This window comes from Acinetobacter sp. TW_SC_4 (assembly GCF_054861205.1).
In genome coordinates this window covers 714,593-741,061 of the sequence record NZ_CM142174.1, presented here as the reverse complement: position 1 = coordinate 741,061, position 26,469 = coordinate 714,593, and the positions used below count along the sequence as shown (strand labels likewise).

The window sequence follows — 26,469 nt, the reverse complement described above, 5'->3', positions numbered from 1 at the left end:
TTTTTTAATTAAATAGATTGATTTATCAAATAATCAGACCATCTGTTCAATAAAGCCACATTCCACTAATCGGAACGTTTATTTTGCTTGAAACGGTTACCTTTGGGATAACGGCCCACCGGATTCTTTTCAGCGCGTTTACGGCGAATATCCTTGGGATTAATGGTTAAAGCACGATAAATCTCTACCCGATCCCCTACTGCCAATGGCTGGGTGTGATCCTGTAGCTTAACGCCAAAAATACCCAGACTCAGAGGTTCAGGCAATTCCACATGTGCACGGATTCCGCTTTGCTCAATTGCATCCAATGCGGTCATGTCGGGCTGGAAAGGTACGGCAATATGAAACTGTTGTTCCAAGGTAGCATAGGCCACCCAGATCATTGCCTCAGTCATCAGAAAAATTGTCCTAGTACAGCAACAATGGCCAGAATAATTGAAACTGGCAAGACGATACGTACTGCGATACGCCAGATATTATACACCGCTTCTGAACTGAAGTTCATCGATTTACGCAAATGACTAATCTTCATGATCCAGCCAGCAAACAAGGCATAAATCAGACTGATCACCAATCCCCAAAGAATCAGCAGATTATTGAAAATTGGAGCAACATTTGGAATTAACCAGACCAAGGTAGCAGCGATCACAATCGCCCACTGAATGATGATATTCATTTGACGTTGCTGTAACTGCTCACGTGCCATTTGCGTAAGCAAAGCAGCGGCCGCGACAATGGCTACGATTAAAGCAAATGCAGGGATTTCAGCTTTCACTGCAAAGAAACCAAAGGCGATGATCGCTAATAGCTGCGCCACCCAAATCGGTACGGCTGTTTTAGTTGCAACATCCTGCTGTTTTACGACAGCCAGACTTGATTGCCAATACAGTCCCATACCTAGACCACTTGCTACCAAAGCCAATACAGTGGCATTGCCCCACTCTACGAATTGGACGGGTGTTACCTGCCAAGCCGGTAATTCAGTTCCCATCACATTCGCCATAATCAAAGATGCAAGTACGCCGATCGTGGTAATTCCAACCAGAATTAAACGTGGTATCAGCGACAATACAAATGCAGCAATTGCCAGCACCGCAAAAATCACTGGCTGCTGAACATCAAGATTGGCAACTGCAATCACATTAGAAGCATAATTGAGCATTGCACCCGCAAGGAATGGAATAAATACAACTGCCAGCCAGCCGACGATCCGCCAGCGCTGAGAACTATCAGCTTCACGAGTAAGGCTCGACAATGCCTGTAGTGCAGTGGTTTTTGAGCGTTTCGCCAGAGCAATTTCCAGATAACAGACTGGAAGAGCCAGTATTAGCATGGTCGCTAACCACAACATCCAGAAATCAAGCTGACGGTCAATCTGAATACCTGTTATCGGTGCGAGTGTCGCAATGATAAGGAAGGATAAACAGAAAGCCATCAGAGGCGATAACCATTTTGACATAGCATTGTCCTGCATGATGTATTCCTATAAAAATCTAGCGCTATTTTGCCTTGTGAGGCGATGAAAATCAAAAACAAAAAAGCAAACCACCATGCCCGTGATTTGCTGCGCAAATTTATTATTAAGCTTTATTTTTGTTATTAAGCTTTATTTTTTATTTTCCCGATTTGTCTTTATTTTAAGAAGAATCGAGTTATGAGAAGAAACGGGCAAACCAGTTTTTACCCTTTTTCTTTTCCTTATCTTTAATAATTCCCATCATATTTTCTTTTACTGCACCGACATAATCCGCATCATCGTGCTGAATATGATTGATCAGCCATTTAGATAATACTTCATGTAATTCCGCTTCAATAGATTGGCCCAATTCAAAACGGTCACGATAAGATTCAATCTTTTTAATAAATAGGTCATGCACACGTTTATGTGGCACACGATATTTATAACCCGCTTCTTCCTGAAGTGATTCTTCAAAGGTAAAATGCGACTGGGTATAATCAATAATATTTTCTAGAATCTGTTTAATACGAGCACGATCGGTATTGGCATCAACTCCATCAATCTCATTGATATAATCGAGAATTCGTTTGTGCTGATCGTCAATCACATCGATACCAGTATTATAATCTGGAACCCATTTCATTTTCATTACGACCACCTATTGATATTAATGATTTATCGCTTGAAAAAGATCATATATCTAATTGATTTAAATAAAAATGAAGTAAATCGGTTGGTTTTCAGCTTATTTTCTATTTAATTAATGTAAATCCTTGTTTATCCAATCAATTATATTTTAAACCCGACCACAAGAATAAAGTATTTTTTGATCGATTTTATATTTCATGGTTTATTTATTTTAATGATTTCACTATAAAATAAATATCAAATTCAAAAAAAACAGGAGCGATGTCCTGTTTTTTAATATCGGATTTTAACCAGATTTAATATAAATCTGCTTTAGTCACCCGTTTTAGCGAAGGATCCAGACGCTCTCTTTCCAGACGGGCGACATGTGTCAATTGAGAACGATATTTGGCCCCATCTCTGAACAAAATCATTTCACCTTCTTGAAATGCTGTCCATTCTTCATTCTGCGTTAGCGGTTCCGTAGTAATCACAGCGACCCGATCTTCAGGCGTGGTGACCTGACTAAAATCTACTTCAACTTCGATATCAATCAGTTGGGCTGGCTTAAATGGATATTCACGCACCAGCCAATGCAGTTTAGTCGTTGCATAGGTAAATAATGCCTGACCATTGGACAGACAGAAATTAAAAGTGCCATGCTCTGCAATGAATGGAGAAATATCAGCCAGCAAATCAAAAACCTGATCCAGTTTTGGTTCATCATAACCAAAACATTTCACCAGCTGATCCAGCAAATAACAGAAAGCACGCTCACTGTCAGTGTTACCGACTGGCGTAAAACGTCCCGAAAGTTCAGGTAAAAAATCTTTTAAATCACCATTATGAGCAAAGATCCATTGTCGTCCCCATAATTCACGGCTAAACGGATGCGAATTTTCCAGATTAATTTTGCCTTGCGTCGCCTTACGGATATGCGCAATCACATTACGGGATTTGATCGGATAATTGCGCACCAGTTCTGCAATCGGTGATTCAACAGCTGACTGATTATCAACAAATAATCGGCAAGCCTTATCTTCAAAGAAAGCAATTCCAAAACCATCAGAATGATCTGAGGTAATCCCCGCCCGCTGAGAAAAACCTCGAAATGAAAAGGTAATATCTGTTGGTGTCGCACAATTCATTCCCAGTAGCTGGCACATAATCTTCATTCAGGTCACAGAGTATTCTTAAGGTTATTGTGCATCACAGGCTGAGCCTTTTCAAATCTCGATCATTGCAATGCTATGCGCTAAAAATGCTAATAAACTATTTTTTTATATTTAATTTAGCAAAAAGAGTTTCAGCTTCAAAGCTCAGTTTAAAAATGAATATCTTAAATTTAACTTTAATATTTCTAGTGATCAAAATCTTAAAAATAAAAGAAATAAAAAAGAGCCTCAAGTGAGACTCTTTGATATTCAATTTATCTTTATGGACGATGTGGATTAGAACGATTGGTAATTAAAGTTCCCACACCATGATCAGTAAAGATTTCTAACAAGCTGGCATGTGGTACGCGACCATCCACGATATGTGCACTGATCACGCCGCCTTTTACTGCATCAAGCGCACAGCCGACTTTAGGAATCATACCACCATAGATCACACCTGTTTCGATCAGACGATCAACTTCTTGGGTCGTTAAACCGGTCAGCAGATTTTTATTTTCGTCCAGCACACCGGTAATATTCGTCAGAAGAATCAGTTTTTCTGCCCCTAATGCTTCTGCCACTTTACCCGCGACCAGATCGGCATTGATGTTATAAGTATTGCCTTCTTCATCGACACCGAGTGGTGCAATCACTGGAATGAAATCACTGTTGGTAAACATTTCCAGTACGTCAGTTTTTACACCCATCACTTCACCGACCATACCCAGGTCTACTTTCTGGATTGAACCGTCTTCAACCGTTTTTTCCATTAACAGCTTTTTGGCACGTAACAGGTTACCATCTTTACCGGTTAGGCCAATTGCACGGCCACCATGTTTGTTGATCAGGTTCACGATCGATTTGTTTACGCTACCGCCCAGAACCATCTCAACCACTTCCATAGTTGCCGGATCTGTCACACGCATACCGTCAATGCGGTCAGATTCACGACCTAGCTGTTTCAGCATAGAATCGACTTGTGGACCACCGCCGTGTACCACAATCGGGTTCAAACCCACGGTTTTTAATAAAACGATATCACGTGCAAAAGAGCTTTCCAGCTCAGGATCCGTCATCGCGTTGCCACCGTATTTTACCACCAGGGTTTTACCCGCAAAGCGTTGGATATACGGCAAAGCTTCAGTCAAAATTTGTGCTTTGTCGATGCCTGTATGCTGATTTGGCATTCGCCTCTCCTTATTGAGCATCTAAAATGTCTTGAGCGATCTGTGGATAACGGTCACGCAATATGGATACAAACAGATGTCGAATTTCATTCAGGCCTTGTGCATCATTGGCATCAAAGCGCACCGTGAAATATTCACCCGTATTGGATGCTCGAATGATGCCAAAACCATCATCAAAATCAAGACGTATCCCGTCAATTTTACTGATTCGTGCATTTAATTGCGTAGATTGCTGCTCAACAAAGTTTAAAAGCTCAACAGGCTGCACCTGATGAGTAGAAATATATAAGTCTTCAGTTCCTTGACGTTTTGGATAAGCACGTAAGGCTTCACTTAAAGTCATACCTTTCTGATCCAGATATTCCATGACCCGAAGCGCCGCATAAAGGCCATCATCATAGCCCCAGCCACGTCCGTCATTAAAAACATAATGCCCCGCATATTCACCACCAAAAATGGCCTGATGCTGGGACTGCGCCAGATATTTACGCAGGAATGAGCTGCCAGTACGAATCATCACCGGTTTTCCGCCCAGGCGTTGAACTGTATCGCGAATCAGGGTTGAACATTTAACGTCATAAATAAACTGACATGCTTCTGTGCCAGTCATACAAATTTCTGCGAATAAACAGAGAAGCTGATCAGCACTAATAATGACACCCTGCTCATCCACCAGTACCAACCGGTCCCCATCACCATCTAGGGCAATACCCAAATCAGCCTGCTGTTGCAGGATGACCTGACGTAAGGTTTGCAAATGTGCTTCCTGAGAGGGATCAGGTGCATGATCAGGAAAATGCCCATTGGCTTCACAACGTAAGGCGGTAACTTCACAACCTAGTTTTTGGAGTATCAAATTGGCACAGCGTCCTGCTGAACCGTTCAGGCCATCCAACACCACTTTAAATGGGTGCTTCAGCTGAATATCTTCAAGCATTTCCTGCTGATATTGCAGACAAAATTCGGGAATAATTTGGTGAGGCAAATCATTCAAACACGATAAAGAACTATTTACATGAAGTTTTGCTTTTTGTGCGACCTGCTGAATCATCTCGGGACAAGGCGGCTCCCCTACAATAATCCATTTAATTCCATTATCTTCTTTAGGATTATGGCTGGCCGTGACCATCACACCATTACCATCAAACTGACGCGCTGTGTAATACAACATCGGACTGGAACAACAGCCGATAATGGCAGCTTCAATAGCATAGTCCTGAAAAATACGGCGAATGGTTTCAGCAAAAGCCGGACTGCTGATGCGGGCATCATAGCCAATCGCAACCCGAGTCTGCCCCGCAGCTTGATATTGCTGAGCCAGACCATGCGCAATAGCATCAATCACACCTGTACTGAGTAAACTGACTTTACCCCGGATATCGTAGGCACGAAAAATGTGAGCCGGAAAGGGTTGATTCATGGATCCCATAAACTGTTCTTTTCAATGTTGAATATAAGGAGATAAAATAATGATTAAGCAATCATCATGACTTTAAACATTTGTTTTTGTTTTAAGACTCTGTATTTTTATATGAATTGAATGTGACAATCAATTATAAAAGTATAATTATTAATCTTTTATGTATTTAATTTGTATAACTAGTAAAATAAATAAACCTGACTAAAAATGACTTCTTGCATTATTTATCATCTATTTTCTTAAATTCTGAATGATTTTATTTTTCTATTTAAATGATACTAAAAATTTATTTAAATATTTTTCATTAGAATAAAATTCAAGAATAAAGTTTATTAAATAGCTCTGTCATTTTTTTATTATTTTTATGATTAAAACTCTAAAAAAAGATGACTTAACCCAGAACATCCAAGTTAAGTCATCTTTTAATTTTAGTTTTTACCAGTATGACCGAAACCACCTGCGCCACGCTCGGTTGCTTCAAATTCATTCACCAGATCAAATTCGGCCTGTACCACAGGTACTAATACATATTGGGCTAAACGCTCACCAGGTTCCAGGCTAAATGCAGTTTCACTACGGTTCCATACAGAGACCATCAGCTCGCCTTGGTAATCCGAATCGATCAAGCCAACCAGGTTACCTAAAACGATTCCATGTTTATGGCCTAAACCAGAACGTGGCAAGATCAAGCCAGCAAATGCTGGATCTTCAATATAAATTGCCAAACCAGTTTTTACTAAAACTGTTTGACCTGGTTCAATTACAGTCGTTTCGTTGACACATGCACGAAGATCGAGTCCTGCTGAGCCAGTCGTTGCATAAGTCGGCAATGGCCATTCTTGACCCAGACGTGAATCAAGGACTTTCACCTGAACTTTCATGTATTTATTCCTGTTGTTTAATATCAAAAAATTTAAAGAATCAAAATCGTAGTGTTCTGTTACTTTTAGCGTTTAATCAAGGCACGTAAATTATCCAGATAATGCTGAGCCTGCTGTTTTGGATCAATATTACCAGCCAGTTTTTTCTTACGGCCCAACCATTCCAGCTCATCTTCTGGAAGCTCATCCAGGAAGCGGCTTGGGGTCATCTGTTTCATCTGCCCACCCGCCTTACGTTGCTCAGCCAAGGTAATAGTCAAGCCCTGACGCGCACGGGTAATCCCCACGTACATTAAACGCCGTTCTTCTTCGATTGTTTCCGCAGCAATCGAGTTTTTATGCGGCAGAATTTCTTCTTCCAGGCCGATCAGATAGACATACGGGAATTCCAGTCCTTTAGATGCATGTAAGGTCAGAAGGTTGACCTTATCGGTATCTTCTTCTTCCTGCTGCTGTTCCAGCATATCGAGGAGCACCATCTTACGGATGACACTTTCGATATTCTTTTCATCGACATCTTCTGCACGATTGATCAGACTCTGAATACTGCTATACAGCACTTCAATATTATCGAGTTTGGTTTTTTCCTGTGCTGGCGTCGCTGCGGATTCCTTGATATAGTCGATATAGCCTGCTTCCACCATCATCTGACGGATGATCGGTACCGGCTCATCATCTTCCAGCAAGTTACGGGTAAAGTTATTAATAAAATCTGAAAATTCTGCCAGTTGTGTCGTTGCTTTCTTTGGAATGACCATGGTTAGACGTTGATCGCCTGCTGCTGACAGTAGAGACAGATTATTTTCCTGAGCAAACAGACCGAGTTTTTCCAGCGTTACCGGGCCAATGGCACGTTTCGGCGTGTTAATAATTCGCAGGAAAGCGCTGTCATCTTCTGGGTTAATGATCAAGCGCAAGTAACTCATGATGTCCTTGATCTCTGCACGCGCAAAGAAGGACTGACCACCAGAAAGCTTGTAAGGAATCTGCATCTGGCGCAGCTGGGTTTCCAAAATACGTGCCTGGAAATTACCACGATACAGAATCGCGTAATCTTTCCAATTTTTACCATTCATCAGCTTATGCGTGATCAGGTCTTTGACTACGCGTTCTGCTTCATCGTCATCATTACGACAAGTGATGACCCGAATCACTTCACCGTGACCTTTATCTGACCAAAGCTTTTTATCAAAGATATGTGGATTGTTGCCAATCACGGTATTGGCAGCTTTCAGAATACGACTGGTAGAACGATAGTTCTGTTCCAGCTTGATCACTTTCAAATTCGGGAAATCCTGTTGTAACAGCGCCATATTTTCTGGCTTAGCGCCGCGCCAGGCGTAAATCGACTGATCATCATCGCCTACCGCGGTGAACTGGCCCATGACCCCGACCAATAATTTTACCAGAATATACTGTGCAGTATTGGTATCCTGATATTCGTCAACCAGCAAATAACGTACACGGTTCTGCCATTTATCCCGGACTTCAGCATTTTCCTGTAGTAGACGCGTTGGCATCACAATCAGGTCATCAAAATCAACAGCGTTATAGGCACGCAGATTTCGCTCATAGAGCTGGTATAAATGCGCAAACTGAATATCTTCTGGAGTTTCACAAGTTGTGTGAGCCTGTTCTGGCGGAATCAGATCGTTTTTCCAGTCGGAAATCATCTTCATCGCTTTGGCAATCAGTTCTTTGCTTTCAGCACCAGATAAGTTATCGCGATGCATCAGATCCATCAGAATCCGCTTACAGTCATCGGCATCCAGAATCGAGAAATTATTTTTTAGCGGTGTGTGTTTCAGCTCTAAACGTAATAGGTTCAGACCAAAAGTATGGAAGGTCGAGACTGAAAGGCCCTTGGCTTCTTCTCGGGTCAGCAATTTGGTGACACGCTCTTTCATTTCACGTGCCGCCTTGTTGGTAAAGGTCATTGCCGTGATCCGGTGGGCCGGAATACCACAATGCTTGATCAAGTACGCGATTTTTCTTGTAATTACCGAGGTCTTGCCTGAGCCCGCTCCGGCAAGTACTAACAAGGGTCCTTGAGTATATTTCATGGCTTCAAGTTGCTTGTCATTTAACTGGCTGGCGAGTGACATATGGCTTCCTCTTCTAGATTCGGCTCCGATTATAGTCATCTCATGCCCAGATGCCTAATTGAAAATTCATTTTCCTGCGTCATCTTTCAAACATAAAAAAACCACCCGAAGGTGGTTTTTCTGCAAAATCAGTGATTACTGAACGGCATATACTGCAATTTCTACACGACGGTTTTGTTCTTTACCAGCCGCAGTTGAGTTGTCTGCGATCGGGTTCGCTGAACCAAGACCTTGTGCATTAATACGAGTACGTGCTACGCCTTGACCAGCAAGGTAGTTCGCAACAGATTGTGCACGTGCTTGAGACAATGGAATGTTGATTGAGTCATTACCAGTGCTGTCTGTATAACCAGTTACCAAAATACCGCTTTGGCTGTCTTCAGTTAGAACTTGAGCAACTTTATTCAATGTTGCATAGAAGTTTGGTTTGATGTTTGACTTGTTAGTGTCAAATGTAATCGCACCAGGCATTACAAGGTTAATCGAACCATCTGCATTACGGTTAACGTCTACGCCAGTACCCGCTGTTGCTTGACGTAATTTTTTCTCTTTATTATCCAGATAGACACCCGCTGCACCACCTACCACAGCACCAATTGCTGCTGCACGGTTGTTTTGACGGCTAGTATTGGCATTACTTTTAGAAACGCCGTAGCCAGCTGCAGCACCAGTTAAAGTACCTAGAGCCGCTTTATCATATTCCACACCACCGATGTTACTGCCAGTTGATTGACAACCTGTAAGTGCTACGGCCCCTGCTACAGCTGCTGAAATGACTAGTGCACGCATCGCATGACTCCTTGTTGTATGCTTTGTTGTATAAACGAGATAATGATTTAAATTGAATGGGCTAACCATTGAATTTTTGTTAATAATAAATCGTTTAGTAATATTTTGTAATGTTTATATGTAACTAAATCAAAGTAGTTCGTCACAATATCTTCATAGTTTCCTGTTCAGGCTTTTTTATTTGCCTAACTGTCTCTATATTACTCAAAATATGAAAAAATTTGAGCGATTAATCTGTGGGGACTGTTTGGATATGTCATCGAATAGCAACAAGCAACCGACTTTAAAAAAACTGGCACGTGGCCTGACGGTCACTTCAGTCATGACTGGTAGTACTTTTTTTCATGGCCCCCCGGTGCTGGCCTTGGGTTTAACCAAAATTTTTAAAAAATCCGCAAAAGTGGATGAAACCAATATCAAGATTACCAACAGCTGGTTAGGGGTCAACAACTGGCTGATTGAGCATGTGCTGAAAAACACGCAATGGCAAATCAGCGTAGATGAATCACTGGATTTGAATATGCAGGGCCGTTATTTGATGACCTGTAATCATCAGAGCTGGGTCGATACTACTGTCAATCAATACTTCGGTCTGACCCGTATGCCCCTGACGCGCTTCTTTACCAAATGGGAACTTATTTTTATTCCTTTTGTTGGTCAGGCCTTTAAAATTTTGGGTTTTCCAATGATGAAACGGCATAGCAAGGAACAGATTGCTAAAAATCCTGCGCTGAAATATCGGGATATGGAAGAGGCACGTAAATCCTGTGAACAGCTGATCAGTCAGCCTTTTACCCTGTTAAATTATCTGGAAGGCACCCGCTTTACCCAAGAAAAGCATGATCAGCAGCAGTCTCCCTATACACATTTACTGAAACCTAAAGCCGGTGGTCTGGCATTGGCGCTCAGTATTCTCGGCGATAAAATTGATGCGCTGGTCGACATGACCATTGTTTATCTTGATGGTATTCCGAGCTATGGTGAATTTTGGTTAGGTGAAGTGCCACGTATTGCGGTAAATTTAAGAAAAATTGATATTCCTGACTGGGTACTGGGCGGCAATTATGAAGATGATGCTGAATATCGTGCACGTTTTCAAAAATGGATTGATCAAATCTGGACTGAAAAAGATCAGCTCATCGCACAAATGAAGCAGAACTTTGCCCGAGCCCCAGTCGGATCTGTAACCGAGTAATTATGAAGAGCGACAATCCGGACATTATGTCCAGCTCATTTAAATTTGTTCGTAAAGGAACATGGGGCTGGAAAATTGCACTGATTTACGACATTTTCATGATGGTTTTAATCATCATCAATCTGTTCTGTCTCAGTGCCAATGCCATTCTGATGAGCGATTTTGGGCAGTGGTTGTTTGACTTCATTCGTTTACCGGAAATCTTGCAGTTTTATAAAAGTGATTTACGCCCTTGGGTCATCATTACAGAGGGTTGGTTTACCACTTTCTTGGTTTGTGAATTACTGGCACGCTGGGTCATCGCAATTGTCCTGCGTCATCATCGACGCTGGTGGTTCTTCCCTTTTGTACACTGGTATGAAATTTTATCCATTATCCCTCAGCTACGTTTTCTGCGCCTGCTACGTGCGGTTGCTATTGGCTACAACCTGCATAGTCATGGTTATAAAGTAATTCCCAACCGCTGGTATCGCCAAGGTAACTTTTATTACAACATGCTGATGGAAGAGCTTTCCAGCCGGGTGGTACTTACCGTACTGGATGGTATCAAGCGTGAACTGACCACGAGCACATCACATAAACAGTTAATTGATGATTTGGTGGAACATCACCGTAAATTACTGGCCATTGCTTTGGCAGATATCTTGCAAGAATCTTTGGGCAAGGAATTACAATCACAACGTTCCATGATCGCTAAAAATGTAGGGCAAGTAGTCAATCAGGCGATTGAAGATACTCCAGAACTGACCCAATTATTACGTTTGATTCCAATTGTGGGCAGCCGGATTGAACAGCAAATTCAAAGTATTGGTCAACGCCTGGGAGAAAATATTACGCAAGGACTAATTGAACCATTTACCCACACAGGTCAAAAAGAAAATCCGACTTTTACCCTAATTTCAGATAAAATCAGCCAGATTCAGATTGAACATAATCCACATATTGATAAATTGGTCGAATCGGCTGTTTTTGAAACACTTGAAGCAATCCGAAAACAGGTGAAAGTCAAACAGTGGCAACAGATTTTAGAAGAACATGAGCAAAATCAGGGCTCAATAGATAGATGAGTTTTCATTTGTGGAATCGGCTAAGATAAGCCGATTCTATTCGTATAAAAAAATAACTTGGATCGCTAGAGAATTAACGAAATTTGTTCTAGGATTTGCACTATTTACAACATTGCTTCGACACAAAACCAGCACGTCAGAAGTATTTAAGGAAGAATTATGGCTGACATACGGATAAAAGGCAGAATGGTCAATGCGATACGCATTAGCCTAGATACCAATGATCATGATGCAATCCGCCAGCAACTTAGCCCAAAATTACAAGCAGCATTTCCGCCAGGCACATTGGCGGTAATTGAAAGTTCAGTTGAACAGGAACTCATTGCGCTGATTCAACTGTTAATCAGTCTGGATGTACAGCCTATGGCTGTTACTGAAGGCTTACTTGGAGATCAGGCGCGCGCCATTCAGTTCCCGGTACTGCCACCTGATCGCCAGTTAGAGGAAATTAAAGCCACCAAAGAACAGGTCGTGGAAGTTAAACCAGAACCTACAGCGGTGAATGATGATCAAGCGCCTGCTGCCCCGATCGTTGCGCATATCACTTCATATCATGATGAAATTCTGCGTACTGGCCAATGTATCGTGCAGTATAATGGCGACATTATTATCAATGCCGGTATCAACAGTGGGTCAGAAGTGATTGCTTCAGGCAATATTCATGTCTATGGCAGCGTGCGTGGTCGTGTCATTGCAGGTGTCGGTGGCAATACGGCGGCACGTATTTTCTGTCATAGCCTCGAAGCAGAACTGGTTTCGATCGCAGGCACCTATTGCGTAGCGGATGACATTCCTCCGCATGTGGTCAAAAAATCAGTGCATATTTACTTGAATGATCAACATGAGCTTGTATTTGAAGCTCTACAATTTTAATGTATAAATAAACACCAAAAACCCCATTTTAAACAGGGGATTTGAACCATAACAGGAGTGGATTCGGTGGCGAAAATTGTTGTCGTAACATCAGGCAAAGGTGGTGTAGGTAAAACTACAACAAGTGCATCTTTTGCAACAGGTTTAGCCCTACGTGGTCACAAAACTGTTGTTATTGATTTTGATGTAGGTTTACGTAACCTTGATTTGATTATGGGCTGTGAACGCCGTGTAGTTTATGATTTTGTGAATGTTTTAAATAACGAAGCACGATTACAACAAGCACTGATTCGCGATAAAGATATTGAGAATTTATATATTTTACCTGCTTCCCAAACACGTGATAAAGATGCCTTAACCGATGAGGGTGTAGCACGTGTAATGGATGAGCTTTCGCAGGAATTTGACTATATTATTTGTGATTCACCTGCCGGTATCGAGCGTGGTGCCATTCTGGCCATGTACCATGCGGATGAAGCGATCATTGTGACCAACCCTGAAATTTCTTCAGTCCGTGACTCTGACCGTATCATTGGTATGCTCGATAGCAAAACAAAAAAAGTAGAACAAAACGAAGGTCGCATCCGTAAGCATCTGTGTATTACCCGTTTCAATCCGGAACGTGCCGATAAACAGGAAATGCTGACGATTGACGATATTTCTAAGGATATTTTACGTGTACCGACCCTAGGTGTTATTCCTGAGTGTCCAAGCGTTTTACAAGCATCAAACGAAGGTAAGCCAGTGATTCTTTTTACTGAGGCTTCAGCGGGTCAGGCTTATGATGACCTGGTGGCGCGTTTCCTTGGTGAAGAGCGTCCTTACCGTCATATTGAGGTAAAACCTAAGGGCTGGTTAGCACGATTATTTGGAGCGTAAACATGGCTGGATTCTGGAGTAAACTTTTTAGTAGCGAGGATAAACCATCAAGCGCACAAACCGCAAAAGACCGTTTGAAAGTCATTGTTGCTTCTGAACAGGGTTTGGGGCGCCGTTTGAGTCAGGATAAAATTGACCAGATGAAGACAGAAATCATGCAAGTGGTCAATCGCTACGTCCGCGGAGTTGATGAACAGCACATTCAGATGCAGGTACGTTCTGAAGCAAATATTGAAATGCTTGAAATGAATATCAATTTACCTGAAGAGCGATAATCTGAATTTTGATTAGTCAAGTAAATTGATTCAAGGCAAAATATGAGCCTCAACAAAGCACCGCTTTGTTGAGGTGCAAGACAAGAAGCTTTGCTTCGCGTAGATTTGATAGTAATTATTATTTTATCTAGTCTCAAAACGTGAAGTGATACTTCGAATGGACAAAGTGCATGATAAGACTTTGCCTCTTGCGAACTCATATTTTGCCTTTTTTCATGCCGAAGAATTACATCAAGGAGATTGCGATGGCATTATCTCAACCAGCGACCTTTAACGAAGAATGGTCAGATGAGCGTGTATATGCCTACCTGAATCAGCTTCCTCCTGCAGGCGTCAATGCAGATTTTCATGTGCTTTATCATGCATTCAAGCATATGCGTCCTTTTGACTATGAGCGCCTGTTAACCAAATTTGTCGCAGACGGTCGCGATCTTAACGCCACCAATCCAGAAGGACAGCGCATTCATGACGTGATTGCCACTTATCCACGTCAAAGTGCCGAGTTCCTGGCAGTATTAGAAAAATTTGCATAAATTGAAATGCATAAAAAAGCCTGCTTTAAGCAGGCTTTTTTATCACTCGAGATTCTGGATTTAAACCAAAATCTCACGCTTACCATTGGCACCCATTGAGCTGACAATGCCATTTTCTTCCATCTGGTCAATGATCCGTGCAGCACGGTTATAACCTAGACTGAATTTACGCTGCAAAGATGAAGTTGATGCTTTGCGTGTTTCCAAAACAAAAGCCACACACTGGTCATACAGCGCATCTCGATCTGATCCACCATCTCCACCATCCTCAAAGCCGCGACTAGACGGTTCTTCATCAAATGGAGTCAGGATCTCATCCACATAGTTTGGTGCACCACGTTCACGCCATGCATCGCAGATCCGGTTCACCTCATCATCGGCAATAAAGGCACCGTGTACGCGCTCAGGCTCAATTTTACCCGGGCCAAGGAACAGCATATCACCATGACCTAGCAGGTCTTCTGCACCACCTGCATCTAGAATGGTACGTGAGTCAATTTTCGAGTTCACACGAAGTGCGACACGTGTTGGAATATTCGCCTTAATCAGACCGGTGATGACATCTACCGATGGACGCTGAGTGGCCAGTAACAGGTGAATACCAGCAGCACGGGATTTCTGTGCCAGACGGGTAATCATTTCTTCAGCTTTCTTACCGACCTGCATGATCATATCTGCGAACTCGTCCGCTACGATCACAATTGAAGGTAGTGGTGTCAGACGTGGCGCACGCTCCCCTGCCACAGACTCACTGGCTTTCCAGGTTGGATCAAATAGCTCTTCACCATTGGCAAGCGCCTCTTCCACCTTACGGTTATAATCACTGAGCTTACGAATTTTCAGGAAGGACATCAGCTTATAACGGCGTTCCATTTCATTCACACACCAGTTCAAGGCACTGACCGCATCTTTCATATCAGTCACGACTGGCGTTAACAGATGTGGAATATCGTTATAGTTGGCCAATTCAAGCTGTTTTGGATCGATCAGAATCAAGCGTAACTGATCAGGTGTGTATTTTAATAGCATCGATAGAATCATCGAGTTAACCGCCACCGATTTACCAGAACCTGTAGTCCCTGCTACCAGCATATGCGGTGCTTTACCCAGTTCAGTAATTACCGGATTGCCTGAAATATCCTTACCCATGGCCATCGACAAAATGCCATCGGGATCATTGAATTTTGGAATCTGTACCAGTTCAATCAAACGCACCATTTCACGGCTGCTGTTCGGAACTTCAATACCGATATAAGGCTTACCTGGAATAACTTCGACTACACGTACTGAAGCCATTGACATCGAACGGGCCAAGTCACGTGAAATATTAGTGACTTTGGAAGCTTTCACACCAGGTGCAAGGTCTAGTTCAAAACGTGTCACGACTGGACCTGGTTGAGCTTCGACTACTTTGGCTTTAACGTTAAATTCCTGAAGTTTGATTTCCAGAAGTTCTGATAAACGGGATAATTGCTCTTCAGTGAAATTCACTTTTTTGTTCGGATCAACTTTATCCAGCAATTCCAGACCCGGCAATGGTGACAGGTCTTTACGGCGCTCAGCGACCTGCATAGCACGTGACATTGGACGACCAGCGGCATCCGTCAGTGGCGCATCGAAGTCAAACTCGTCTTCATCCTGAGGCTTACCGGCAGTTTCATGCCAAGCTTCAATAAATTCTTCTTTGGACAATGCTTCCCGAACTGCTGCATTAGTCGCTGCGGTTTGAGCTGTTGTCTCTACACGCTGAATCGGTGCCTGAACAAAAGCAGAAGACTGGGCATAGCTTGATGCACGTACAGGTGCGGGTTTTGGCTCATCAGCTTCAACCAGCAAGTCATCCAGATCATCAAAGTCCGCTTCCAGGCTGGTATTTTTAATCGCATGTGCAGCCACGAGCGGAGCAGCAGTGGAACTGACCGTTCCAGCATCTTCTACAATTCTGAGGGATTTTTCAGCTGCTGCTGAATTGAACGGGCTATGCACATCCGTTGCGGTTTTACCTTGCGGAACTGCTGCCAATAACTCATCAAAAATTTCATCATCATCCCAGTCCAGATTATTCTTAGCTGTAGCGGATGATGTCACTTCATGAGCACTGTGATTTGTTGGTGTAGCTGCAAATGCGTCAGGAGAAAATTCGGCCTGCTCTTCTTCTGCAGCTTTAAGTAAAGCATCGATATCCTGCTTGTGACGCTGGTCTTCATTGGAATGTAACACACGCCACACCTCTCCTGTTGCCACCACACGATCCGGCTCTGCTGTTCGCGGTGCTTCCTGAACAGGTTCTGTAACTGATGCCTGTACAGGTTCAGAGATATCTTCTTCATAGTGGTGAGGCTGGTGCGATTCTTTATCTGCAAAATCCTCAAACAGGCGCTCAGCGACATGATCGCGAACTACAGGATCGACTTCTACCAGATTATGTTCAGGTGCGGCAGTGACTGGTACTGTCACTTTTTTGGCAGCTGTTTTTACTGCTTCTTTTTTAATAACAGGTGCAGTACGGTCAAAATCCGACATACCTTCTGGCACATTACGGTAGAACAGGTCTTGCAGATAAGCAGGCGTTGCCTTGAGACTGCTCCAGGTCTTGTTCCATTTCACACCAAATGCCAAGGTAAACAGAACCACCCAAAGCACAAGCAAGAAAAAAGCTGCGCCATAGACAGTTAGTAATTGTTCAAGACTTTGGCCCAGCTCATAGCCAATAATGCCGCCTGAAGAATTGTCCAGCGTATCAGCTGGAACTTGCCAGAATAGAAACAGCAATGCTGATGTGGTCAATAACAGGAAGAATTGGGCAGCATAACGGAATGGACGGTTCAGGAAGCTGCGCGGCCACCAGACCTGGATTGCTTCCATAAACAGATAAACAGGGATCAGCAGGCTTGCCCAGCCGAGAAAGCCAAATAACAGGTCTGAAATCCAGGCCCCCGCAACCCCACTCGCATTTGAAACTGTCTGCGTATCACTAGAGATATGCATCCACCCCGGATCAAATGGCGTATAGGTCACTGTTGCAAGAAACAGATAAATCCCAAATGAGACTAAAAATAATGTCATTACTAAGCGCTGTGCATAGGCACTCGACACCGCTGTCATATACTGTCCTGTAACCAATTCTTCATGAATATTCTTTTGCTGGTATGCTTCAAAAAAAGCGTCGCAATAAAATGCATATTATGCACCTGTTGCATCAAAAAAGATGCATTATTGTGTACTTCTTCTATATAGCCTAAATCGATTTCGATGATCAATAATATCGACTTTAATCTCACACCACTGTTATACAGTTTCACGTATAATTCAATAAATTTCTAAATAAAAAAGGATACAGCGAATGAGCGCACGTCACTCACGACTGATTATTTTAGGTTCTGGCCCTGCTGGCTATAGCGCAGCAGTCTATGCAGCGCGTGCAAACTTAAAACCGACTCTGATTGCAGGTCTGCAACTGGGTGGTCAATTAACCACAACGACTGAAGTAGATAACTGGCCTGGTGATCCTGAAGGTCTGACTGGTCCAGCTTTAATGGAACGTATGCAGGCTCATGCAGAACGTTTTGGTACTGAAATTGTCTATGATCATATCAATGAAGTTGACCTTAACGTTCGTCCATTCGTTCTCAAAGGTGATATGGAAGAATTTACTTGTGATGCCCTGATCATTTGTACTGGCGCAACTGCGCAATACCTGGGTCTGGAATCAGAAGCTGCATTTATGGGTCAAGGCGTAAGCGCGTGTGCAACCTGTGACGGTTTCTTCTATAAAGAACAAAAAGTGATGGTTGTAGGCGGTGGTAATACCGCTGTTGAAGAAGCGTTATATCTCTCTAACATCGCTTCCCATGTGACTCTGGTCCATCGTCGTGACACGCTACGTTCTGAAAAAATCCTGCAAGACCATCTTTTTGAAAAAGAAAAAGAAGACAAAATCAGTATTATCTGGAATCATCAGGTAGAAGAAGTGTTGGGTGATACCACTGGCGTCACTGCGGTGCGTTTAAAATCTACTCAAGATGATTCAACTCAGGATGTTGAAGTTTCGGGTCTGTTTGTTGCTATTGGTCATAAACCAAATAGCACCATGTTTGAAGGCCAGCTAGAACTGCGTGATGGCTATATTCAGGTGCAAAGCGGTACCGCGGGCAATGCCACTCAAACTTCTATCCCAGGTGTATTTGCTGCAGGCGATATTGCAGACAGTATCTATCGTCAGGCGATTACTTCTGCAGGTTCAGGCTGTATGGCGGCACTGGATGCAGAAAAATATCTTGATGCCATGGGCAAATTAGACTAAGCAGCGAAAATAAAAAGACCGTCCATCATGGGCGGTTTTTTTATGTATGATAAAAACAGTCTATTACAAGATCAGGATTCTGCATGCATCTTCTTCCTCCTTCACAGTACATTTTCCCCAATCCTGAAGAAGCGGATCTTGAAGGCGAAGGCCTGATTTGTATCGGTGCAGACCTCTCCCCTTCTACTTTGTATGAGGCCTATACCCATGGTCTGTTTCCCTGGTTTTCTGAAGGTGATCCGATCTGTTGGTGGAGTCCGGAACCACGCTGCATTATCCGGCCAGAGGATTATCATCCAAGCAAATCGCTACTTCGAAGCATGAAAAAGCAGGATTATAAAATTACGGTGAATCATGCTTTTGAAAGAGTGATCCGTTCCTGCTCATTGCCTCGCGCTTATGCAGATGAGACCTGGATTAGTGAAGAGATCATTCAAGGTTATTGCGACATGTTTGATGCAGGTTATGGTTATAGTATTGAGGTTTGGGATGAAGATCGCGTAGTAGGTGGACTCTATGGGGTGACTATCGGCAAGGGCTGCTTTGGTGAATCCATGTTTAGTACCCAAACCGATGTTTCTAAAATGGCTTTCTATACATTAATGCTGATTGGCAGAGAAAATCAGTTGCCCTGGATTGACTGTCAATTGGTGAATGATCACTTGATGAGTCTAGGTGCCTGTACAATTTCTCGCCATACATATCTTAAATCGTTACAGGATGTGATAAAACAGCCTGCGATCAATTGGAAAAAGTATCAAGACGGTGTATTTTCAAGTAAAACAATAGCGCAGTCTGCGCGATTAAGTGAATGAAAATAACAGAGGGCACTTGTTATGAACTCTTATCAACCACAGTCCCTGCTGAACGATTTACAGTATTATATTACTCCGCCGCATGACTGTAGCTATCTGCCGAACAAGTCCGCGCGCATGGTTTTTCTTGATCCAGCGCACCGTATTGATGTAGTGACGCTGTCCGAGCTTTCTCGTACCGGCTTCCGTCGTAGTGGTGATTTTGTCTATCGGCCTGAATGCCACCTGTGCCGTCAATGTTTATCTTCACGTATTCCTGTTCATGGATTCCAAATGAACAGCTCGCAAAAAAAAGCCTGGAAACGTAATCAGGATTTGACGGTTAAAATTACCCATCCTGAACAGGCCACAGATATACATTATGCCCTCTATGAACGTTATATTAATGAACGCCATGCAGATGGTGATATGTATCCACCTAGCCGTGACCAGTTCGAAAAGTTTTTACTGCAAAGCTGTACCGACAGTTTCTTTCTGGAATTATGGAAAGATGACCGTCTGATCAGTGTATCGACTTGTGACCTGCTCGATGATGGCGTTTCAGCGGTGTATACTTTCTTTGATCCTGATAAAAACCGCCGCTCTCTTGGTGCCTTTGCAATTCTGAAACAGATTGAACACACTCAAAAACTTGGTTTGCAGTTTGTCTATCTAGGCTACTGGGTTCCACATTCAGCCAAAATGAACTACAAGTCTCAATACTTGCCACTTGAATTATTGATCGACGGGCAATGGCGCCGATTAAACCGCACCCTTACCCCGGTGGAGATTGAACATCTGGGAAACTCCTTGATGACGACTTTGCCTAGCGGATGGAATAATCCCATCATCAAGTAAGTTAGTCGTCAAATAAGAGCCGGAATATTAGGGTGTGTTGACACTTTTAGCTTAAAAAATAGCGAAGTAGTAAAATCAAATCGCCAAACCCAATTTTACTATTCGCTATGCCTCGTACCATGCTGACAGATCAACACTGGCAAAAGTTGAAAACTATTTTGCGTAATTTATCTATTCATCACAACTCAAACTTACGTAATTTTATTGAAGCTATTCTCTATAGAATTAGAACAGGCTGTCCGTGGCGAGATATTCCTTCCTATTTCGGTCAATCAAACTCTATTTTCAAACGTTTTAATCGTTGGTCAAGCAGTGGTAAGTTGCTTAGATTATTCAAATTATTAGCATCATGCCCCGATATGGAGTGGATTTTTATTGATGGCTCTCACGTACGTGCTCATCAACATTCTGCCGGTATAGCGAATCAATCCATTTCTAAAAGTGTAGGAGGAAACTCCTCAAAAATACATTTGATTGTTGATGCAAATGGCAATCCTGTTGATTTCATGATTACCGATGGAACCACACATGACGTCAAAGTTGCACCTGATTTAATATCAACATTAGACTTAAAAGAGACAAAAGTGGTCTGCGCAGATAAAGGCTATGATTCAGAACCACTGCGTGAACAGATCAGAAAAACAGGGACAAAAGCGAATATACCAAAGAAAATAAATAGCCAATCGAACAATGATCATATGGACTGGTATTTATATAAAATCAGGCATTTAGTTGAAAATATGTTTTGTAGATTAAAGCAATTTAGAGGAATAGCTACTCGATATGACAAGCTCAAAAGAAATTATCAAAGTTCTGTTGCCTTAGCCTGTATATTTTTATGGCTACCTTTATAGGTTTAATTATGAACAGTAAATGTCAACAGACCCTATTTAAACAAGCTGGCAAAATCGTCAGTACAGGACTTCACCATGATAATGGCATGTTCCCGAGTGCCATTCGTATTCGGATAATAGTTCTTGCGCAGGTCAATCTGATGAAAACCGGTTTTTTCATACAATTTAATCGCAGCAGTATTGCTTTCACGTACTTCCAGAAAGATCTGTACCGGATTATTTTTCAACAACTGGATGGATTCATCTAATAGCTGATAACCCAATCCCTTACCCTGTTGCGCAGGATCAATCGCCATCAGTAATAAATTGGCTTCATCCAATACTGGCTGTAAAATGCAGAACCCTACGACCTGCCCTGTCTGCTCAATCACAGTGCTTTGATAGGCAGTAACAGCATCTTCAAATTGTTTAAAGGTCCAGGGATGGGATTGTACTTTGGTTTCAATCTTGGCAACGGCTGGTACATCCGCAGCTTGCATCAAACGAATCATCTTCGTTCATCTTATCTAGAATTAACCTCCGCATTATAAAAACTTTATTTAAAAAATCGAGCAAAAAAATGAGCAACTTAGGTTGCTCTTCAGTCTTTTAATCTAGTTTCAAATTAAAGGCCCAGTTTTTGTTTCCAGCTTTGCAATAAGCTATGGGTGTCATGATCATTTGGATGAAAACCAGGTTTAAAGTACATCAACATTTCTTTGCCCATACCGGTAATAATTCCTTTAGATGGACTATAACCATAAGTATAGATTTCTTTTAAAGATTGAAGGCTTAACTGACGGTCTTCTTTCAATAAACGCAATACGAAGTAGCTTTGTACAAAGAATAGCGTGACCATCGCCGCAACCAGTGAAGTGGTACGCAGTAGATAAGATTTTAAACCTTTACCGAAAACACCTTCGAATACATCATAGGCCACGGCCTTATGTTCATTCTCTTCAATTGCATGCCAGAGCCACATGGTTTTCATGGTGTCATCTTTCATCAGTTCCTGAATATGCTGATTGGTCAGTAACTGAGATGCAATGGTCGCAGTAAAATGTTCTAGTGCAGTCGTAGCAGTGAGGTCGACCATTTCCTGGGTAATACCAACTGGCTTACCGACTGCCGCAAAGATTTTGCGTGCAGTTTGAATGACTCGGTCAGTATAATGATCTAGCGTATCAACGTCATGGCCATGGCGTTGCGCTGAGGCATTAAAGCCAACATGTTCCTGGGTATGCATGGCTTCCTGACCAATAAAGGCAGAAATTTCTTTTTGCAATGCTTCATTGTCTTTAATTGCTGGATGCTGACGTACAGCGCGAACAGAATCAATAAAGAATTTTTCGCCTGCCGGGAATAATGCAGAGAGTGCAGTCATAAAGTGAGTCAGTCCTGCTAAACCATTCATCCAGCACTCTGGCACTTGATCAAAATCAAAACTCATACGACGTACCGGAAAACTTGCGCCTGCACGGTTGGTAATTTTCACTTGAGCATTCATACACTTACTCCCATCAATTCTATATAGAGCTGAAATCTAATTATTAAAATTCTTATAGTTATATTACTGCGTTGAATTTTTCACATAAGGGCAGATAAGGTCAGTGAAATATCACTTAAGGACAGCTTGTAAATATATTGTTAGACAATTTAAATATGCTTGAAAATAAATAAGTTAAATTTACAGATATAAAAAAAGCGTCCCAAAGGGACGCTTTTTTTACACAATCAGCGATTATGCAGTTACTTTAGCAACTACACCAGCACCAACTGTACGACCACCTTCACGGATCGCAAAACGTAGACCTGGGTCCATTGCGATTGGGTGGATTAGTTCTACTGACATTTCTACGTTGTCACCAGGCATAACCATTTCAACGCCTTCTTTCAAAGAAATCGCGCCAGTTACGTCAGTTGTACGGAAGTAGAACTGTGGACGGTAACCGTTAAGGAATGGAGTGTGACGACCACCTTCGTCTTTAGAAAGTACGTATACTTCTGCATCGAATTTAGTGTGCGGTTTGATAGAACCTGGTTTAGCAAGTACTTGACCACGTTGTACGTCTTCACGTTTAGTACCACGAAGCAAGATACCACAGTTCTCACCAGCACGACCTTCATCAAGAAGTTTACGGAACATTTCAACGCCAGTTACAGTAGTCTTAACTGTGTCTTTGATACCCACGATTTCAACTTCTTCACCAACTTTGATGATACCAGTTTCAACACGGCCAGTTACAACTGTACCACGACCAGAAATTGAGAATACGTCTTCGATTGGCATCAAGAATGCTTGGTCGATTGCACGTTCTGGTTCTGGGATGTAAGAGTCAAGCGCTTCAACAAGAGCTACAACTGCGTCTTCACCGTATTGACCAGCTTCACCGTTAAGTGCAGCAAGTGCTGAACCACGGATTACAGGAGTGTCATCACCTGGGAAGTCGTAAGTAGAAAGAAGTTCACGAACTTCCATTTCAACCAGCTCAAGAAGCTCTTCGTCGTCTACAAGGTCGCATTTATTCAAGAATACAACGATGTAAGGTACACCTACCTGACGAGAAAGCAGGATGTGTTCACGAGTTTGTGGCATTGGACCGTCAGTCGCAGCACATACAAGGATCGCGCCGTCCATCTGAGCAGCACCAGTAATCATGTTTTTAACATAATCGGCGTGGCCCGGGCAGTCTACGTGAGCGTAGTGACGAGTTGGAGAATCGTATTCTACGTGTGAAGTATTAATTGTAATACCACGTGCTTTTTCTTCTGGTGCAGAGTCGATTGCAGCGTAGTCTTTCGCTTCACCACCGAATTTTTTAGCACATACAGTTGCAATCGCAGCTGTTAAAGTTGTTTTACCATGGTCAACGTGACCGATTGTGCCCACGTTAACGTGTGGTTTATTACGTTCGAACTTAGCCTTAGCCATGAGATCTTCCTTTTTGAACTGCTCATGCAGGATCACTGCATGAGCGCTTGGTTTTTAACTATGAATTAGTTTGGGCTTATAGTAATCGAAAGATTACTCGTCGTCACCTTTTTTACCGCCAGACTGGAACTTAGAAATGATGCCGTCAGCCACGTTACGTGGAGTTTCAGCATATTTAGCAAATTCCATAGAGTAAGTCGCACGACCTTGAGACATAGAACGCATATGAGTTGCGTAACCAAACATCTCAGCAAGTGGAACTTCAGCTTTAATTGCTTTAGTACCACCAGGTAAATCGTCCATACCCTGAACCATACCACGACGACGGTTTAAGTCACCCATGATATCGCCCATGTAGTCTTCTGGAGTTTCTACTTCAACTTTCATGATAGGTTCAAGAAGAACAGGATCTGCTTTCATGAAACCGTCACGGAAGGCATAAGAACCAGCCATCTTGAACGATAATTCGTCAGAGTCGACATCATGGTAAGAACCGTCGAACAATGTCGCTTTGATGCCAACTACTGGATAACCAGCAAGGACACCATTCTTCATACGTTCTTGGATACCTTTGTCAACTGCACCGAAGAATTCTTTAGGTACCACACCACCTACAACTTCTTCAGCGAATTCGTATTCTTTACCAGCTTCAGGATCAAGCGGTTCTAAACGTACGTATACGTGACCGAATTTACCTTTACCACCAGTTTGACGTACGAACTTACCTTCTTGCTCAACAGTCTTTTTGATTGTTTCGCGGTAAGCAACCATTGGTTTACCAATGTTCGCTTCAACGTTGAATTCACGTTTCATACGGTCAACGATGATGTCAAGGTGAAGCTCACCCATACCAGCAATAATTGTTTGACCAGATTCTTCGTCAGTACGAACGCGGAATGATGGATCTTCCTTAGCCAAACGACCTAAAGCGATAGACATTTTTTCTTGGTCAGCTTTAGTTTTTGGTTCAACAGCCAATGCAATTACTGGCTCTGGGAATTCCATACGTTCTAGAGTGATGATGTTTTTCTCATCACATAGTGTATCACCAGTAGTTACGTCTTTAAGACCTACACACGCAGCGATGTCACCAGCACGGATTTCTTCAACGTCTTGACGATCGTTCGCGTGCATTTGGACGATACGGCCGATACGTTCACGTTTAGATTTCACTGGGTTATAAACAGAGTCACCTTGTTTAAGAACACCAGAATAAACACGTACGAAAGTTAAGTTACCTACGAATTTGTCGTTCATGATTTTGAACGCAAGCGCAGAGAACGGAGCTTCGTCAGATGCTTCACGAACAGCTTTAGTTTCAGCTTTGTCGTCAAGGATACCTTCGATTGCTTTAACTTCAGTAGGAGACGGCAAGAATTCAATTACTGCGTCCAACATACGTTGAACACCTTTGTTTTTGAACGCTGTACCACAAAGCATTGGTTGAATTTCACAAGCCAATGTTTGAACACGAAGACCAGCAACGATTTGCTCTTTAGTCAAATCACCGTTGTTCAGGTATTCATCCATTAACTCTTCAGAAGCCTCAGCAGCAGCTTCAACCATGTTTGTACGCCATTCTTCAGCAGTTTCTTGAAGATCAGCAGGGATATCACCGTACTCGAACTTCATACCTTGTGAAGCTTCGTCCCAAATGATCGCTTTCATTTCGATCAGGTCGATAACGCCTTGGAAGTTTTCTTCAGCGCCAACAGGGATTACTACAGGTACAGGGTGCGCACCAAGACGTGTTTTCATTTGTTCAACAACACGGAAGAAGTTTGCACCAGTACGGTCCATCTTGTTCACGAATGCTAAACGAGGCACTTGGTATTTGTTAGCTTGACGCCATACAGTTTCAGACTGAGGTTGTACACCACCTACCGCACAGTAAACCATACATGCACCATCAAGAACACGCATAGAACGCTCAACTTCGATTGTGAAGTCAACGTGTCCCGGGGTATCAATTACGTTGATACGGTGTTCTGGGAACTGCTTAGACATACCTGACCAGAATGTAGTGGTAGCAGCAGAAGTAATGGTAATACCACGTTCTTGCTCTTGCTCCATCCAGTCCATTGTTGCTGCACCATCATGTACTTCACCAATTTTGTGAGATACACCTGTGTAGAACAAGATACGTTCAGTAGTTGTGGTTTTACCCGCATCAATGTGAGCAGAGATACCAATGTTACGGTAACGAGAAATTGGGGTTTGACGAGCCATGATCTCTTGCATTCCTAAATTTTGTTGTTTAAAACAGGACGCTTTAAGTTGCTAGCAACTTAAAGCGCTTTGA

General features: G+C 42.6%; 24 protein-coding genes. 10 read left to right on the top strand and 14 right to left on the bottom strand.

The features are described 5' to 3' along the window. Positions 1–65: 65 nt before the first annotated feature. The 9 genes from ACWM1W_RS03530 to ACWM1W_RS03490 all read right to left on the bottom strand — a co-directional run bounded on the left by ACWM1W_RS03530 (position 66) and on the right by ACWM1W_RS03490 (position 9,625). Positions 66–395: an RnfH family protein gene (locus ACWM1W_RS03530; protein ID WP_375725766.1), complete on the bottom strand. Its 330-nt coding sequence runs from the start codon at positions 393–395 to the stop codon at positions 66–68. After that, positions 395–1,474: a hypothetical protein gene (locus ACWM1W_RS03525; RefSeq protein WP_313398870.1), complete on the bottom strand. Its 1,080-nt coding sequence runs from the start codon at positions 1,472–1,474 to the stop codon at positions 395–397. The genes ACWM1W_RS03530 and ACWM1W_RS03525 overlap by 1 nt, the downstream gene beginning before the upstream one ends. Before the next feature lie 178 nt (positions 1,475–1,652). After that, positions 1,653–2,108: a bacteriohemerythrin gene (locus ACWM1W_RS03520; protein ID WP_175966845.1), complete on the bottom strand. Its 456-nt coding sequence runs from the start codon at positions 2,106–2,108 to the stop codon at positions 1,653–1,655. A gap of 295 nt (positions 2,109–2,403) precedes the next feature. Next, entirely contained in the window at positions 2,404–3,252 is an 849-nt protein-coding gene (locus ACWM1W_RS03515) for a class II glutamine amidotransferase (RefSeq protein WP_375725784.1), read from the bottom strand. Positions 3,253–3,521: 269 nt separating this feature from the next. Then, positions 3,522–4,430 carry an acetylglutamate kinase gene (gene argB, locus ACWM1W_RS03510; protein WP_375725765.1) on the bottom strand — a complete coding sequence of 303 codons (909 nt, stop codon included), beginning with the start codon at positions 4,428–4,430 and terminating at the stop codon, positions 3,522–3,524. A 10-nt stretch (positions 4,431–4,440) separates the two neighbouring features. Beyond that, complete coding sequence (locus ACWM1W_RS03505; protein WP_375725764.1) at positions 4,441–5,859, bottom strand: phosphomannomutase/phosphoglucomutase; 1,419 nt, start codon at positions 5,857–5,859, stop codon at positions 4,441–4,443. Between the two features lie 419 nt (positions 5,860–6,278). Then, positions 6,279–6,731 (bottom strand): dUTP diphosphatase, encoded by a 453-nt coding sequence (gene dut / locus ACWM1W_RS03500; protein WP_104426552.1) that lies wholly within the window; start codon positions 6,729–6,731, stop codon positions 6,279–6,281. Between the two features lie 65 nt (positions 6,732–6,796). After that, on the bottom strand, positions 6,797–8,836 hold the full coding sequence (gene rep / locus ACWM1W_RS03495; RefSeq protein WP_375725763.1) for a DNA helicase Rep: 2,040 nt from the start codon (positions 8,834–8,836) through the stop codon (positions 6,797–6,799). A 135-nt stretch (positions 8,837–8,971) separates the two neighbouring features. Next, positions 8,972–9,625 carry an OmpA family protein gene (locus tag ACWM1W_RS03490; RefSeq protein ID WP_375725762.1) on the bottom strand — a complete coding sequence of 218 codons (654 nt, stop codon included), beginning with the start codon at positions 9,623–9,625 and terminating at the stop codon, positions 8,972–8,974. 253 nt (positions 9,626–9,878) lie between these two features. Between ACWM1W_RS03490 and ACWM1W_RS03485 the strand changes: the two genes are divergently transcribed. The 6 genes from ACWM1W_RS03485 to ACWM1W_RS03460 all read left to right on the top strand — a co-directional run bounded on the left by ACWM1W_RS03485 (position 9,879) and on the right by ACWM1W_RS03460 (position 14,447). Then, positions 9,879–10,820 (top strand): acyltransferase, encoded by a 942-nt coding sequence (locus tag ACWM1W_RS03485; RefSeq protein ID WP_175966841.1) that lies wholly within the window; start codon positions 9,879–9,881, stop codon positions 10,818–10,820. Positions 10,821–10,822: 2 nt separating this feature from the next. After that, positions 10,823–11,887, top strand: a complete 1,065-nt coding sequence (locus ACWM1W_RS03480) for a preprotein translocase subunit SecA (RefSeq protein ID WP_175966840.1) — start codon at positions 10,823–10,825, stop codon at positions 11,885–11,887. Positions 11,888–12,046: 159 nt separating this feature from the next. Beyond that, positions 12,047–12,760, top strand: a complete 714-nt coding sequence (gene minC, locus ACWM1W_RS03475) for a septum site-determining protein MinC (protein ID WP_104426556.1) — start codon at positions 12,047–12,049, stop codon at positions 12,758–12,760. Between the two features lie 66 nt (positions 12,761–12,826). Then, positions 12,827–13,639 carry a septum site-determining protein MinD gene (minD, locus tag ACWM1W_RS03470; RefSeq protein WP_004646120.1) on the top strand — a complete coding sequence of 271 codons (813 nt, stop codon included), beginning with the start codon at positions 12,827–12,829 and terminating at the stop codon, positions 13,637–13,639. Between the two features lie 2 nt (positions 13,640–13,641). Then, positions 13,642–13,914, top strand: a complete 273-nt coding sequence (gene minE, locus ACWM1W_RS03465) for a cell division topological specificity factor MinE (protein ID WP_004783265.1) — start codon at positions 13,642–13,644, stop codon at positions 13,912–13,914. Between the two features lie 245 nt (positions 13,915–14,159). Then, complete coding sequence (locus tag ACWM1W_RS03460) at positions 14,160–14,447, top strand: PA4642 family protein (protein WP_004783267.1); 288 nt, start codon at positions 14,160–14,162, stop codon at positions 14,445–14,447. Positions 14,448–14,507: 60 nt separating this feature from the next. Here the strand turns inward: ACWM1W_RS03460 and ACWM1W_RS03455 are convergent, their stop codons facing one another. After that, a complete protein-coding gene (locus ACWM1W_RS03455; protein ID WP_312308581.1) occupies positions 14,508–17,552 on the bottom strand; it encodes a DNA translocase FtsK in 3,045 nt (1,014 codons plus the stop codon). Between the two features lie 238 nt (positions 17,553–17,790). Here ACWM1W_RS03455 and trxB point away from each other — a divergent pair, with 238 nt between their 5' ends. The 4 genes from trxB to ACWM1W_RS03435 all read left to right on the top strand — a co-directional run bounded on the left by trxB (position 17,791) and on the right by ACWM1W_RS03435 (position 21,256). Further along, positions 17,791–18,750, top strand: coding sequence for a thioredoxin-disulfide reductase (trxB, locus tag ACWM1W_RS03450; RefSeq protein WP_375725761.1), 960 nt, complete (start codon positions 17,791–17,793; stop codon positions 18,748–18,750). Between the two features lie 83 nt (positions 18,751–18,833). Continuing rightward, positions 18,834–19,565, top strand: a complete 732-nt coding sequence (gene aat, locus ACWM1W_RS03445) for a leucyl/phenylalanyl-tRNA--protein transferase (protein WP_180031891.1) — start codon at positions 18,834–18,836, stop codon at positions 19,563–19,565. Between the two features lie 21 nt (positions 19,566–19,586). Further along, positions 19,587–20,402: an arginyltransferase gene (locus tag ACWM1W_RS03440; RefSeq protein ID WP_312319011.1), complete on the top strand. Its 816-nt coding sequence runs from the start codon at positions 19,587–19,589 to the stop codon at positions 20,400–20,402. A 107-nt stretch (positions 20,403–20,509) separates the two neighbouring features. Then, the gene (locus ACWM1W_RS03435; protein WP_261634917.1) at positions 20,510–21,256 is read left to right on the top strand and encodes an IS5 family transposase; all 747 of its coding nucleotides are present in this window, start codon (positions 20,510–20,512) and stop codon (positions 21,254–21,256) included. A 32-nt stretch (positions 21,257–21,288) separates the two neighbouring features. Here the strand turns inward: ACWM1W_RS03435 and rimI are convergent, their stop codons facing one another. From rimI to fusA, 4 genes are all read right to left on the bottom strand, one after another. Beyond that, on the bottom strand, positions 21,289–21,747 hold the full coding sequence (gene rimI / locus ACWM1W_RS03430) for a ribosomal protein S18-alanine N-acetyltransferase (protein WP_375725933.1): 459 nt from the start codon (positions 21,745–21,747) through the stop codon (positions 21,289–21,291). A 113-nt stretch (positions 21,748–21,860) separates the two neighbouring features. Beyond that, positions 21,861–22,742, bottom strand: a complete 882-nt coding sequence (locus ACWM1W_RS03425) for a metal-dependent hydrolase (RefSeq protein ID WP_375725932.1) — start codon at positions 22,740–22,742, stop codon at positions 21,861–21,863. Between the two features lie 234 nt (positions 22,743–22,976). Then, entirely contained in the window at positions 22,977–24,167 is a 1,191-nt protein-coding gene (gene tuf, locus ACWM1W_RS03420; RefSeq protein ID WP_004781663.1) for an elongation factor Tu, read from the bottom strand. A 93-nt stretch (positions 24,168–24,260) separates the two neighbouring features. Continuing rightward, positions 24,261–26,396 (bottom strand): elongation factor G, encoded by a 2,136-nt coding sequence (gene fusA / locus ACWM1W_RS03415; protein WP_034170678.1) that lies wholly within the window; start codon positions 26,394–26,396, stop codon positions 24,261–24,263. Positions 26,397–26,469 lie beyond the last annotated feature (73 nt).